13 protein-coding genes are annotated in these 12,371 nt (G+C 44.6%); 8 read left to right on the top strand and 5 right to left on the bottom strand.

What is annotated here, in order from left to right; translation table 11 throughout:
- Nucleotides 1-62: 62 nt before the first annotated feature.
- Both G6R11_RS21130 and G6R11_RS21125 read right to left on the bottom strand, forming a co-directional pair.
- Nucleotides 63-968, bottom strand: coding sequence for a GyrI-like domain-containing protein (locus G6R11_RS21130; RefSeq protein WP_163135182.1), 906 nt, complete (start codon nucleotides 966-968; stop codon nucleotides 63-65).
- Entirely contained in the window at nucleotides 965-1,333 is a 369-nt protein-coding gene (locus G6R11_RS21125) for a DUF5329 domain-containing protein (RefSeq protein WP_163135180.1), read from the bottom strand. The genes G6R11_RS21130 and G6R11_RS21125 overlap by 4 nt, the downstream gene beginning before the upstream one ends.
- 242 nt (nucleotides 1,334-1,575) lie before the next feature.
- On the opposite strand from G6R11_RS21125, the gene G6R11_RS21120 reads away from it, so the two are divergent.
- The 7 genes from G6R11_RS21120 to G6R11_RS21090 are packed head-to-tail and all read left to right on the top strand — an operon-like array spanning nucleotide 1,576 to nucleotide 7,968.
- Nucleotides 1,576-4,371 carry a monovalent cation/H+ antiporter subunit A gene (locus G6R11_RS21120; protein WP_163135178.1) on the top strand — a complete coding sequence of 932 codons (2,796 nt, stop codon included), beginning with the start codon at nucleotides 1,576-1,578 and terminating at the stop codon, nucleotides 4,369-4,371.
- The gene (locus tag G6R11_RS21115) at nucleotides 4,371-4,724 is read left to right on the top strand and encodes a Na+/H+ antiporter subunit C (RefSeq protein WP_163135176.1); all 354 of its coding nucleotides are present in this window, start codon (nucleotides 4,371-4,373) and stop codon (nucleotides 4,722-4,724) included. Before G6R11_RS21120 ends, G6R11_RS21115 begins: the two co-directional genes overlap by 1 nt.
- On the top strand, nucleotides 4,724-6,235 hold the full coding sequence (locus tag G6R11_RS21110; RefSeq protein WP_163135174.1) for a monovalent cation/H+ antiporter subunit D: 1,512 nt from the start codon (nucleotides 4,724-4,726) through the stop codon (nucleotides 6,233-6,235). Before G6R11_RS21115 ends, G6R11_RS21110 begins: the two co-directional genes overlap by 1 nt.
- Nucleotides 6,232-6,735, top strand: coding sequence for a Na+/H+ antiporter subunit E (locus tag G6R11_RS21105; protein WP_240352522.1), 504 nt, complete (start codon nucleotides 6,232-6,234; stop codon nucleotides 6,733-6,735). Before G6R11_RS21110 ends, G6R11_RS21105 begins: the two co-directional genes overlap by 4 nt.
- Nucleotides 6,729-6,998 (top strand): K+/H+ antiporter subunit F, encoded by a 270-nt coding sequence (locus tag G6R11_RS21100; protein ID WP_163135172.1) that lies wholly within the window; start codon nucleotides 6,729-6,731, stop codon nucleotides 6,996-6,998. Before G6R11_RS21105 ends, G6R11_RS21100 begins: the two co-directional genes overlap by 7 nt.
- Nucleotides 6,999-7,007: 9 nt before the next feature.
- A complete protein-coding gene (locus G6R11_RS21095; protein WP_163135170.1) occupies nucleotides 7,008-7,373 on the top strand; it encodes a Na+/H+ antiporter subunit G in 366 nt (121 codons plus the stop codon).
- Nucleotides 7,363-7,968 (top strand): DUF938 domain-containing protein, encoded by a 606-nt coding sequence (locus tag G6R11_RS21090; protein WP_163135168.1) that lies wholly within the window; start codon nucleotides 7,363-7,365, stop codon nucleotides 7,966-7,968. The genes G6R11_RS21095 and G6R11_RS21090 overlap by 11 nt, the downstream gene beginning before the upstream one ends.
- Before the next feature lie 56 nt (nucleotides 7,969-8,024).
- On the opposite strand, the gene clpX is transcribed toward G6R11_RS21090, so the two are convergent.
- The 3 genes from clpX to tig form a co-directional block, all read right to left on the bottom strand.
- Nucleotides 8,025-9,305: an ATP-dependent protease ATP-binding subunit ClpX gene (clpX, locus tag G6R11_RS21085; protein WP_163135166.1), complete on the bottom strand. Its 1,281-nt coding sequence runs from the start codon at nucleotides 9,303-9,305 to the stop codon at nucleotides 8,025-8,027.
- 113 nt (nucleotides 9,306-9,418) lie between these two features.
- Nucleotides 9,419-10,042: an ATP-dependent Clp endopeptidase proteolytic subunit ClpP gene (gene clpP / locus G6R11_RS21080; RefSeq protein ID WP_163135164.1), complete on the bottom strand. Its 624-nt coding sequence runs from the start codon at nucleotides 10,040-10,042 to the stop codon at nucleotides 9,419-9,421.
- Nucleotides 10,043-10,131: 89 nt separating this feature from the next.
- Nucleotides 10,132-11,433 carry a trigger factor gene (gene tig, locus G6R11_RS21075; protein ID WP_163135162.1) on the bottom strand — a complete coding sequence of 434 codons (1,302 nt, stop codon included), beginning with the start codon at nucleotides 11,431-11,433 and terminating at the stop codon, nucleotides 10,132-10,134.
- A 398-nt stretch (nucleotides 11,434-11,831) separates the two neighbouring features.
- Here tig and G6R11_RS21070 point away from each other — a divergent pair, with 398 nt between their 5' ends.
- Nucleotides 11,832-12,338, top strand: a complete 507-nt coding sequence (locus tag G6R11_RS21070; RefSeq protein WP_163135160.1) for a Tfp pilus assembly protein FimT/FimU — start codon at nucleotides 11,832-11,834, stop codon at nucleotides 12,336-12,338.
- Nucleotides 12,339-12,371: the final 33 nt, after the last annotated feature.

Below are 12,371 nucleotides of genomic sequence, written 5' to 3'. Positions count from 1 at the left end.
TGCGGGCTGCAAAAAACAAAATGAACTCGATCACACGGTAAGCAGCATAACGCTGCTAGAACTTACAATTTAACTGAGGTACAAAAACTAACATCAGCATGTTGAGAGCTTTGATCATAACTATGGTAAAACTCAAAACATGGGCGGTTATCTACGGTTAACTCTGCTTCTACTACTTGGGTCATCAGCTGTTGCCAGTAAAGCCCATATTGAGACGTATCGGTAACCAGTTTTCGCATACTCGCGTAACTTCCTGCTGGCAGAGTTTGCAGCTCTATGCCCGCAGGCGGCGTAACATCTTTTGGCACAGATAAGCATACATCGGTGCGACACTTTTCTGCCGGGGTAAGTTCAGGGTTATCGTGATAGATAAAAATACTATCGCCTTCTGCTAAGCCCATTGGGCCAGCCCAGCCATAAAGTCGTTCGCTGGCAGCAGCATAGCCTTCGCCATAGGGGCCGGTTACCCGAATGTAAGCCAAGGTCTTTTCTTCGAAATGTTCAGTTTTCATGGTTTCACTCCTTGTTTGATGTTCAGTCTCATCATATTGGGAGCTAGCACTTAAAGCGTGTCCATTGTTGCGTAACAGGTGTCCAATCTTGCTGTCTCTTAACAACTGATTGTAATGCTCCATGCTTTCGCAATTTCTCACCTCACTTGGGCTTAAGGCAAAATAACCACGAAAAGCCTTCGCTAAAGCTTGAGAACTTGAAAAACCAAAATCTAAAGCTACTTTGGTTACCGCTTCTTTATGAAAGAACAATTGGGTAGCAGCTTTTTCTAGCTTTAAGCGGCGAATAAAGTCCGCCGGTGTTTCACCGGTGACCGCTTTAAAAACGCGGTGGAAATAATAGGGCGACAAATGCGCCAGTTCTGCCACTTCATTTAAATTTAAGTTCTTGTCGTAGTTTTTTTCTAAGTAACGAATCACCGGTACAAATTTGCGGTGATAATTGGTTTTACTCATTGCGCTCCCTGCAGTTGGTCGAAGTTAGCGAGTTGCTGATATAGCCAAAGCGAAGAGTCTACTTGCTCACCATCAGTAAAACGAATTTGGTAGGGTTTGCCACTAAAGGAAGATTTACTAGCTAGCTTGTCGATGAACATTTCAGCAGTCCAGGTTTCTTTATCGGGCGCAAACCAACTGTTTTGTGCCCGCTTTAACTTCATTCTTAAGTGCTCTCCAGCTTGCTTAGCATTATGCTCAGAACCATTGCGGATAAAGGTGAGATCAGCTTGTTCAATAGCTTGCAGCAGGGCTTCAATACGTTGCTGTTGTTTTGGCCAATTAGGGCTAGTGTTTGATTCAGCATAGATAAGTTGACTAAACATGCAAAAGCTTAAAAAAACGACACTTAAAAAAGGTTTGCGAGAGAACACCTGAAATCATCCTTTTGCGTGTGGACTTTCGCCTAGTCTATGTCTCATCACCACTAAGCTCAAGAAACAAAATAAGCAGGCTTAATCAAGGGGTAACTTTCCTAAAGTAATGTAAACTAAGCATGGATATTCATTCGAATAATGACTATGATTTTTCATAAATACCAAACAATTAGCTGACGGAGCTGCATTAAATGCACTATTTCTGGGTACCGTTTTTACCCATGCTAGGAATCATTGTTCCTTTGCTAACCAACAAATTCAACCGTAGTACCTGTGCATTGGCAACTGCCTTACTCCCCGCACTTGCATTAGCCTTGATTTTGTTCGACATGCCAGCCGTACTGGGTGGCCAAGCTTTTACCCAAAGCATAGCGTGGATCCCGCAACTGGGGCTTAACCTATCTTTTCGCCTTGATGGCTTGTCAGTATTGTTCAGTCTACTGATTTTAGGCATTGGCTTATTGGTCATTTTATATGCTCGTTACTATTTGAGCGAAAAAGACCACATGGGGCGCTTTTACTGCTACCTGATCATGTTTATGACCGCCATGCTTGGCATTGTTATGTCTAACAACATGTTGCAGTTATGGTTCTTCTGGGAATTAACCAGTATCAGTTCCTTTTTGCTGATTAGCTTTTGGTCGCACAGCAGCGACGCCAGAAAAGGCGCCCGCATGGCCTTAACCATCACTGGCGCAGGCGGATTAGCCCTGTTAGGTGGCATTGTGCTACTAGGCCAAGTGGTTGGTAGTTACGAATTGGATGTAGTGTTAAACAGTGGCGAGTTAGTTAAACAACACCCCTACTACTTTGCCATTCTTGCCTTGTTCTTGTTAGGCGCCTTTACTAAATCGGCGCAGTTCCCGTTCCACTTTTGGCTACCTCATGCGATGGCAGCGCCTACTCCAGTAAGTGCTTATCTACACTCTGCCACTATGGTTAAAGCGGGTATCTTCTTATTGGCCCGCTTTTACCCGGTACTTGCGGGAACCGAAACCTGGTTTGCAGTGGTTTCACTCACCGGTTTGTTTACGCTGTTATTAGGCGCATATACCGCGCTGTTTAAGCATGATTTAAAAGGCTTATTGGCTTATTCAACCATTAGCCACTTGGGTTTAATCGTATTGCTATTGGGTTTAAATACTCAACTGGCAGCCATTGCCGCAGTATTCCATATTATTAACCACGCGATTTTCAAAGCCTCTTTGTTTATGGCTGCGGGGATTATTGACCATGAGTCGGGTTCGCGTGATATGCGCAAACTGAACGGTTTATGGAAGTACATGCCTATTACAGCCACCTTAGCGATGGTGGCCTCGGCCTCAATGGCGGGTGTGCCCTTGCTTAATGGCTTTTTGTCTAAAGAAATGTTTTTTGCCGAAACACTGGACCAAAGCATTTTGGGCTCACTGTCTTGGCTTATTCCAGTGCTCGCCACCATTGGCGGTGCCTTTGCGGTAGCTTACTCGTTACGCTTTATTCACGATGTGTTTTTCAATGGCGAACCTAAAGGCTTAACCAAAACACCGCATGAACCACCACGTTACATGCGGGTGCCGGTCGAAATCTTGGTAGCCTTATGTTTAATTGTAGGTATCTTCCCTAACTTCACCATTGGGCCATTGCTAGACAGCGCTTCACTGGCTGTATTGAACCACCCCTTACCCGAATTCAGTTTAGCTCTTTGGCACGGTTTCAACATTCCATTACTGATGAGTGGTTTAGCCATCGCAGGTGGCTTAGCGATTTACTTAAACCGCAAGCCGCTATTTAGATTTGAAGGTTTGTTCCCAGCCCTTGATGCCAAGTTGATATTTGAAGGTGTTATACAACGCTGTGTGGCTTGGGCGCAAAAAGCTAATGCTTATTTAGAGTCGGGCTCACTGCAGCGCTACGCATTTTGGCTATGCTTTTTTGCCTTAGCCTTAACTGCACCACCACTATTAGACTTGGAAACAACCAAAGGTAGTTTACCCACCACACCACTTAATGGCGCTGTAATCGTAGCCGCTATATTGTTAATAGCTGGTTCACTGGCCACCATTATATGGAGCCACTACCGGATGATAGCGCTGTTGATGCTGTCGTTAGTGGGTTTGGTGGTATCAATTACTTTTGCTTACTTCTCGGCACCAGACCTTGCTTTAACCCAGCTGTCGGTAGAAGTGGTAACGGTTATTTTGCTGCTGCTAGCTTTATACTTCTTCCCACAACATACTCCCACCAGTAAGAGCCGCCCCAGCCATTTTGTGCGAGACTTAGCCTTGGCCTCAGCAATTGGTTGTATCGTTGGCAGTATTTGTTTTGCCCTGCTGACTCATCCGCTCGACAGTATTTCTGATTTCTTTATTGCCAACGCAAAAACTGGCGGCGGCGGCACCAATGTCGTTAACGTGATTTTGGTGGATTTTCGTGGCTTTGATACCTTCGGTGAAATTACCGTGCTCGGCATTGCGGCTTTAGGCATCTATAAACTGATTGCCCGCATGCGCCTATCGATGCGCACCAAGGATCACGAGGGGCGCTTATGGGCTACAGATAAGTATCCGGTTCTGCTGTCGGTAGTTTCGCAAAGCTTATTGCCGCTATTTTTATTGGTTTCTGCCTACATATTCATGCGCGGACACAACTTACCTGGCGGTGGCTTTATTGCAGGTCTAATCACTGCTATTGCGCTGATTCAACAGTATTTGGCTCACGGCGTGGATTGGATGACTAAACGCGTTAGCGTGAGTTATCACTACTTTATTGCGATTGGTTTAGTGATGGCTGCTATTACCGGTTTAGGCAGCTGGGCCTTTGGTCGTCCGTTCTTAACCTCTTGGTTTGATTACTTCTCATTACCGTGGATAGGCAAGTTTGAACTTACCAGTGCCTTAGTATTTGACCTAGGTGTTTACCTAACGGTGATCGGCGCTACCCTATTGATTTTGGCTAACTTAGGCAAACTCACCACCAAAGAACGACTCACCGTAGGAGAAAGATAATGGAAGTAGTCTACTCAGTGTGTGTCGGCTTTATGACCGCTTGTGGCATCTTTTTGATGCTACGCGGGCACACTTTTACCCTTGTTATAGGATTAACCTTGCTGTCTTACGCTGTTAACTTATTTTTGTTTGCCAGTGGCGGTCTTACGATTGGCGCTCCTGCGGTATTAGATGGCAGTGGCAACTATGCGGATCCTTTGCCTCAAGCCTTAGTGCTCACCGCCATTGTGATTGGTTTTGCGATGACCGCTTTTGCGGTTATTTTGGCCATGCGAGGACGTGCTGATTTAGGTAACGACCACGTTGACGGAGAAGAACCTATTGACCGTTTAGCGCGGGAGGAAAAAGCCTAATGAGCTTGTTTGATCATTTAGTTATCTTCCCCATTCTCATCCCATTTTTTGTGGGAGTGATATTACTGTTCCCAAGCCTTAGCGGCTCTTTGGATAAGCAGCGCGTTTTCACCATATCAGCCAACATTTTAATGGTGGTGGTGGCAATTTCTTTGCTACTTAAGGTTCAACAGGATGGCATTCAAATGTATGCCTTAGGCGACTGGTCGGCACCTTTTGGTATTGTGTTGGTGGCAGATGCTTTCTCAGCTTTGATGATTGCCCTAAGCGCGGTACTAGGCCTAACGGTGATTTTGTATGCCAGTGCCGGTGAAGACAAAAGTGGAGCATTCTTTCATCCGCTAATTATGTTTCAGCTAATGGGGATTAACGGCGCCTTTTTAACCGGTGATGCCTTCAACCTGTTTGTATTTTTCGAAGTACTACTGATTGCGTCTTACTCTTTGATGATTCATGGCGGCGGCAAACAGAAAATTCAGGCCAACATCCACTATGTGTTTTTAAACTTAATTGGCTCATCTCTATTCTTGTTTGCCTTAGGTACCTTATACGGCACTTTAGGTACGCTTAATTTTGCTGACATGACGGATAAAATTCCCCACCTGTCGCCCAATGAGCAACTTATAACTAAATCAGGTGCATTGTTATTGCTAGCAGTATTTGGCCTAAAAGCTGCGATGCTTCCACTGCATTTTTGGCTGCCAAAGGCCTACTCAAGCACAAGTACCTCAGTGGCAGCTTTATTTGCCATTATGACTAAAGTAGGTATTTACAGTATTTGGCGAATTCACGGTGTGATGTTTGGTGACCAAGCAGGCGAGCTAGCTAATATCGCACTTCCTTGGTTATGGCCAATTGCTTTAATAACGATTGCCATTGGCGCTATTTCAGTACTCGCTAGCCAAAGCTTGAGAGTGCTTTCTAGCAATCTGGTGATTGTGTCGGTGGGCACCTTATTGGTGACCATCAGCCTAAACAGTGTTCAAGCTAGTACTGCTGGGATTTACTATTTGGTTCATAGCACCATTGCTTGCGCAGCGATGTTTCTGCTGGCAGGGCTTATTCAGCAGCAGCGAGGAAAGGCAGAAGACCGATTTGTAACAGCCAGGGCTATGCCGCAATCAGCTAAATTAGGTTTCGTATTTACACTGCTGGCGATTGGTCTAATCGGCATGCCGCCCTTATCGGGCTTTGTTGGCAAAGCGCTTATTTTGCAATCGGTCACCGACCCCAAACAGATGGCATGGATCTGGTCGCTGATTCTAGTGGCAGGATTGATTTCCCTTATAGCTTTATCACGCGCGGGCACATCACTTTTCTGGCGTACCAGTGGCGAGAACACAGGAGCCTTACAAGGCCACCCAATTCAGTATTTAGCCATTGGCATTTTGGTGAGCTTACTGCCTCTAATGGTGTTATTTGGTGGACCACTCACCGATTACGCTCAACTGGCCGCCGAGCAACTCAACAATGGCTTAAGCTTGCAGCAACTTAATGAGGCAGCCAAATGATCAAAACACAAAAGAAATTTGTTTGGTTCCCTACTCCTTACCACAGCTTACTGTTGTGGTTAGTCTGGCAAATTCTTCATGAGTTTAGCCGTGGCCACATGGTGTTAGGGGCAGTTTTTGCCATCGTAATCCCTTGGATTGTCGCACCTCTTAGCGAGGAAGAGCCGGTGGCTAAAAACCCGCTTAAAGTAGTGATGTATACGCTGCGCCTAATGGTAGACATAGTAGTATCAAATTTTGATGTCGCTAAACGGGTATTGCAAAGTAACAAGAAACTGAATCCAGCTTTTGTGGCTGTGCCCATCGCCATTAGTGAACCGCTGCCCTTAACCATTTTTACCAGCAGCGTATCGCTCACGCCTGGTACTTGTAGTGTTGAGTTGTCTGATGATAGAAAATGGCTTTACGTGCATGTGCTGCACTTAGATGACGAACACGAGCTTATAACCCAGATAAAGCAGCGCTATGAAGCCCCACTCAAGGAGATTTTCAAATGTTAATGTACGCCACTCTCTTTGCCAGCGGCTTAATTTGTATCGCATTGGCGCTAAACGCATGGCGCTTAATTATTGGGCCAACCGCACCAGATAGAATTGTTGCGGTAGATACCATGTACATCAACAGTATCGCCTTAATTATATTGTTAGGCATCTACCAGGGTTCTGTCAGTTACTACGAGAGCGCATTGCTAATTGCACTGCTAGGTTTTGTAAGTACCGCGGCATTTTGTAAATACTTACTCCGTGGCGATATCATCGAATAGGACCAACAGATGACCAGTTTATTAGAAGTAATTGTCAGTGTTTTACTTGTACTTGGTGCAACTATTATGTTGATTGGCTCTATTGGTTTAGCAAAATTGCCAGACTTTTTCACCCGTTTGCACGCACCTACTAAGGCGAGTACCTTAGGTGTAGGTTGTATTTTAATTGCCTCGATGGTCTATTTTAGCTTTGAGCTAGGTAGATTGAGCTTAAAAGAAATATTAATCACCATGTTTTTGCTGATCACCGCACCTATTGCTGCCCACATGTTAGCCAAAGCGGGTTTACATTATAAAGTGAAGCTAAAAGCCAATACTCAAAAGCAACACCTAACCGAAAAAGCCTATTTACATCAAAACCCTGATGACCAATAACCAGCATCCGGCAGCCTTTTTTAATCGAGCTGCCGATAACAACAAACAAGCGATATTAGAGCAACTTAAGCCAAGGCTTGAAGATGCTCGCCGCTTGCTAGAAATAGGTTCTGGCACCGGGCAGCATGCTGCTTATTTTGCTAAAGCCCTACCCCACCTTCACTGGCAGTGTTCTGACCAACAAGCCAATTTAGCCGCTATTGGATATTGGCAGAAACAGATGCAGCTCCGCGAGCAAGCCGAACCGCTGAACTACCAAGTAGGAAAGGATCATTGGCCTTTTGCCTGTGACGCAGTGTACACAGCTAATACTGCCCACATAATGCCTCAAGAGCTTGTAGAGCTTATGTACTTAGATATTGGTAAGCATTTACCGCCGAAAGGACAACTATTCCACTACGGGCCATTTAGACTGGCTGGTGAATACACAAGTGATAGCAATCGAGAGTTTGATTTATTGTTGCAAGCCCAAGGCTATGGAGGGTTACGCGACATTGAGCAATTAGAGGCCTGGGCTGGGTTAAACAAATTAAAGCTGAAAGAGCGCATCGCTATGCCAGCTAACAACCTCTTGTTGGTTTGGCAAAAAGCCTAAGCGACAAAAACAAAAAAGCCAGTCCTTAGACTGGCTTTTTTTAGCACCCGCGCAAATCAGTCTGCGCTAGCGGCTTTATCTTCATTGGTATAAATCAAGATTGGATCGCTCTCACCTTGAATCACCGTTTGATCGATAACGACTTTGGAGATGTTATCAATCGATGGCAAGTCGTACATGGTGTTAAGCAATACAGCTTCAACAATTGAACGCAAGCCACGAGCACCAGTTTTACGTTCCATCGCCTTATGAGCGATAGCTCTTAGTGCGTCTTCACGGAACTCTAGCTCAACATCTTCAAGCTTAAACAAAGCGCCATACTGTTTAGTAAGGGCGTTTTTAGGTTCGCTCAAAATTTGAATCAATGCGTCTTCATCAAGTTCAGTCAATGTCGCTACAACTGGTAAACGACCTATAAATTCAGGAATTAGACCGTATTTAACTAAATCCTCTGGCTCAACTTTAGAGAAGGTTTCGCTCAATGAATTTTTATCCGCTTCGCCCTTCACTTCCGCACCAAACCCAATGCCGGTTCCAGTAGAAGCACGTTGCTCAATCACCTTATCTAAGCCGGCAAATGCACCACCACAGATAAACAGGATTTTAGAGGTATCAACCTGTAAAAACTCTTGCTGAGGATGCTTACGACCGCCCTGAGGAGGAACAGAAGCAACGGTACCTTCAATCAGCTTAAGTAACGCTTGTTGAACACCTTCGCCTGATACATCACGAGTAATTGATGGGTTGTCAGACTTACGAGAAATCTTGTCAATTTCATCAATGTAAACAATACCGCGCTGCGCTTTATCAACGTCGTAGTCACATTTTTGCAGTAACTTCTGGATGATATTCTCTACGTCTTCACCCACATAACCGGCTTCGGTTAGTGTGGTTGCGTCGGCCATTGTAAACGGCACGTCTAGTAAACGAGCAAGCGTTTCTGCCAATAGGGTTTTACCACTACCGGTAGGGCCGATTAGGAGAATATTACTCTTACCAAGCTCGATGCCGTCGGCCACATCGCCATTGCGAAGGCGCTTGTAATGGTTATAAACCGCTACCGCTAACACTTTTTTAGCGTGGTCCTGACCAATTACGTAGTCATCTAGATGTTCTCTAATTTCCTTAGGAACAGGTAAGGCATTGCCTTCTTTTTTATTAGGCGATATTTCTTTTATTTCTTCTCGAATAATGTCGTTACATAACTCAACACATTCGTCACAAATATAGACGGAGGGACCGGCAATCAGCTTTCTCACTTCATGCTGGCTTTTACCGCAGAAGGAGCAATACAACAGCTTACTGCTATCTCCATCACCCTTGCGCTTATCTGTCATTCGCTAACCTCAAACTATGTAGCACTCTAGGCGTTTAATTACAGTGTAAATCAAACCGCGAAGAATGCTATTTTCTCAATGCTCTATCTGTACAGACCGTGAAATAGAACTAATTATTCACGACGGCCAAAGATATCATCGACAATACCATATTCTTTAGCCTGTTCGGCTGTCATATAGTTATCGCGATCGGTGTCTGCAGCGATAGTATCAAAACTTTGGCCAGTATGCTCGGCCAACAACTCGTTCATGCGACGTTTTGTTTTAATTATTTCGTTAGCGTGGATTTCAATGTCAGATGCTTGACCTTGGTAACCCCCTAGTGGTTGGTGAATCATCACCTTGGCATTAGGTAAACAGTAACGTTTGCCTTTAGCGCCACCCGCTAATAAAAATGCTCCCATGCTCGCTGCCATACCCATACACACGGTACTAATATTGGGTTTGATAAACTGCATGGTGTCATAAATCGCCATACCAGCGCTAATTGAGCCGCCTGGCGAGTTAATATAAATAAAGATGTCTTTCTCAGGACTCTCAGATTCTAAGAATAACAGCTGAGCTACCACAAGGTTGGCCATGTGGTCTTCCACTTGACCGGTTAGAAAGATAACTCGGTCTTTTAATAGACGAGAATAAATATCGTAAGAGCGCTCCCCTTTAGAGGTTTGCTCAATAACCATTGGCACCAAAGCCGCCATGGGGTCGAATGCAGACTGATTAACTTCTTTAGACATTGATGCGCTCTTCCTTAAAAAAAATGGCTCGTATGTAGTACATACGAGCCATTATATGCGAGATAAAGGTGGCTAAGTCAAATTAGACCTTAGTTTGCACCTTGCTTGTTCATAATTTCGTCAAAAGCTACTTCTTTTTCAGTCACTTTTGCTTTATCAAGTACAAATTCAATCGCTTGTTCTTCTAATACTACGTTACGAACGTTGTTCATCAACTCTTCGTTTTTCGCGTAGTACTCAAGTACTTCAGTTGGATCTTCGTAAGCTGATGCGAAAGAAGCGATGTGCTCTTTAACTTTCTCATCGTCAGCTTCTAGTTCGTTAACTTTAATTAACTCGCCTAGTAGCAGACCAGTGCGAACACGGCGCTGTGCTTGCTCAGTGAATAGCTCATCTGGAAGCTCTGGAGCATTTTGTGCGTTTTCGCCAAAGCGTTGCATAGCTTGCTTACGTAATTGCTCAATTTCTTGAGAAACTAGTGCAGCTGGAACGTCAATTTCGTTTTGCTCGATAAGACCCGCTAGAACTTGCTCTTTAACACCCGCTTTTAGCGTTTGCTCTAGTTCACGTTCCATGTTCTTGCGAATTTCAGCTTTAAGCGCGTCTAACTCACCGGTTTCGATACCGAATAATTTAACGAACTCTTCGTTAACTTCAGCTAGTTCAGGCTTTTCAACTTTGTTGATCTTAATATCGAAGGTTGCTGCTTTACCTTTTAGGTTTTCAGCGTGGTAATCTTCTGGGAAGTTAACTTCAATAGTAAACTCTTCGCCAGCTTTCTTACCCATGATTCCATCTTCAAAACCAGGAATCATTCGGCCAGCGCCCATTGCCAGGTCGAAACCTTCAGCTTTGCCGCCTTCGAATTCTTCACCGTCAATTTTACCTAAGAAATCTAGGTTAACGCGGAATTCATTTTTAATCATGCCCTTGGTTTCTTTCCAAGTAGCTTGCTGCTTGCGTAAAGTGTCGATCATGGTATCAACATCTTTATCGTTAACTGTCGCAGTTTTCTTTTCTACTTCGATAGCATCTAAGCCAGCAACTTCCACTTCTGGGAAGATTTCGAAAGTAGCGCTAAAGCTGAACTCGCCATCTTTAGTGTCACCAGGCTGAAGTGCTGGAGCACCTGCTGGGTTTAGCTTCTCTTGCATGATTGCTTCGTAGAATGAACGCTGCATTGCTTGACCAGTTACGTCGTGACGAATCGCTGTACCGTAACGTTTCTTGATTACGCTTACTGGCACTTTACCAGGGCGGAAACCGTCGATGCGAGCACGACGTGATTCTTGCTTAAGCGCTTGCTCAATTTGCTGTTCGATTTGCGTAGCGTCAATCGAAATCGTAACACGACGCTCCAAGCCCTGAGTTGTTTCTACTGAAACCTGCATTTTATTACCTCGGCTATAGTCAGCACCCTGCTGACAATTTACTTACGTAAACAATGGGAATTTAGCGGTTCGCGCTGGCGAACAAGCTGTCCTTATTTAAGGGCCCACAATTTCAAAACGCCGCATTATAGCCATGGTTTCCGCCAAGGTCGAGACTGTTCGCTAGATAATCACAGATATCGCGTAAATATTTGCAGCTACGCATACCTGTTTGGCGATTTTCACGGCATTAAGCTGCTTAAGGCTACTCGCAAAACCAGCCTTTGTTGATACAACACTCGCTTATAATTAGCGCATCCGCACAAATTTAGACCAACGACTCTACAAAGCTAGGCAAGCGATAGGCAAACTTTTATACTCCGCTCAATGGAGTAGTTGTAACTTTTGTTTAGGGATTAATGAAAAACCAAGGCTTTACTTTAATCGAACTGGTTGTGGTGATTATCGTACTAGGTATTCTCGCGGTCACTGCCGCGCCTAAGTTTTTAAACCTATCCAGCGACGCCCGCATTAAAACTATTGAGCAAATAAGCGTAAGCGTGAAAGCGGCTAATGATTTACTAACGCTTAAGTCCTACATGCCTAGCTATGTCTCACAACAAGTTCCTAATCGAGATGACTTAATTGACGTGGATATGGACGGAGACGGTATTTTTGATGTATTTAACCCCAATAGCCCAGATGTAAGGCTAAAGTGGCGCTACCTCGACAATACCGACATCACCAAGCGTATCGACATTGACGATGTATTTGTTTTACAAGAGCAAGGCATTGCCTTTACTTATTTGGGTTACGACAGAAACGGCAATGGCCAGGTGACTGACGACAATTGCTATTTTCAGTATACCCAGGCCAGCAACGCAACCACTCCCCCGCAATACCAACTAGTTGATGACGGATGCTAAAAAAGCCTCTAATTAAGAGGCCTTTTAGAGGCG

The organism is Agarivorans sp. Alg241-V36 (genome assembly GCF_900537085.1).
GTDB lineage: Bacteria > Pseudomonadota > Gammaproteobacteria > Enterobacterales > Celerinatantimonadaceae > Agarivorans.
Note: the sequence above shows the minus strand (reverse complement) of the source record. Positions and strands in the feature narration are given on the sequence as shown.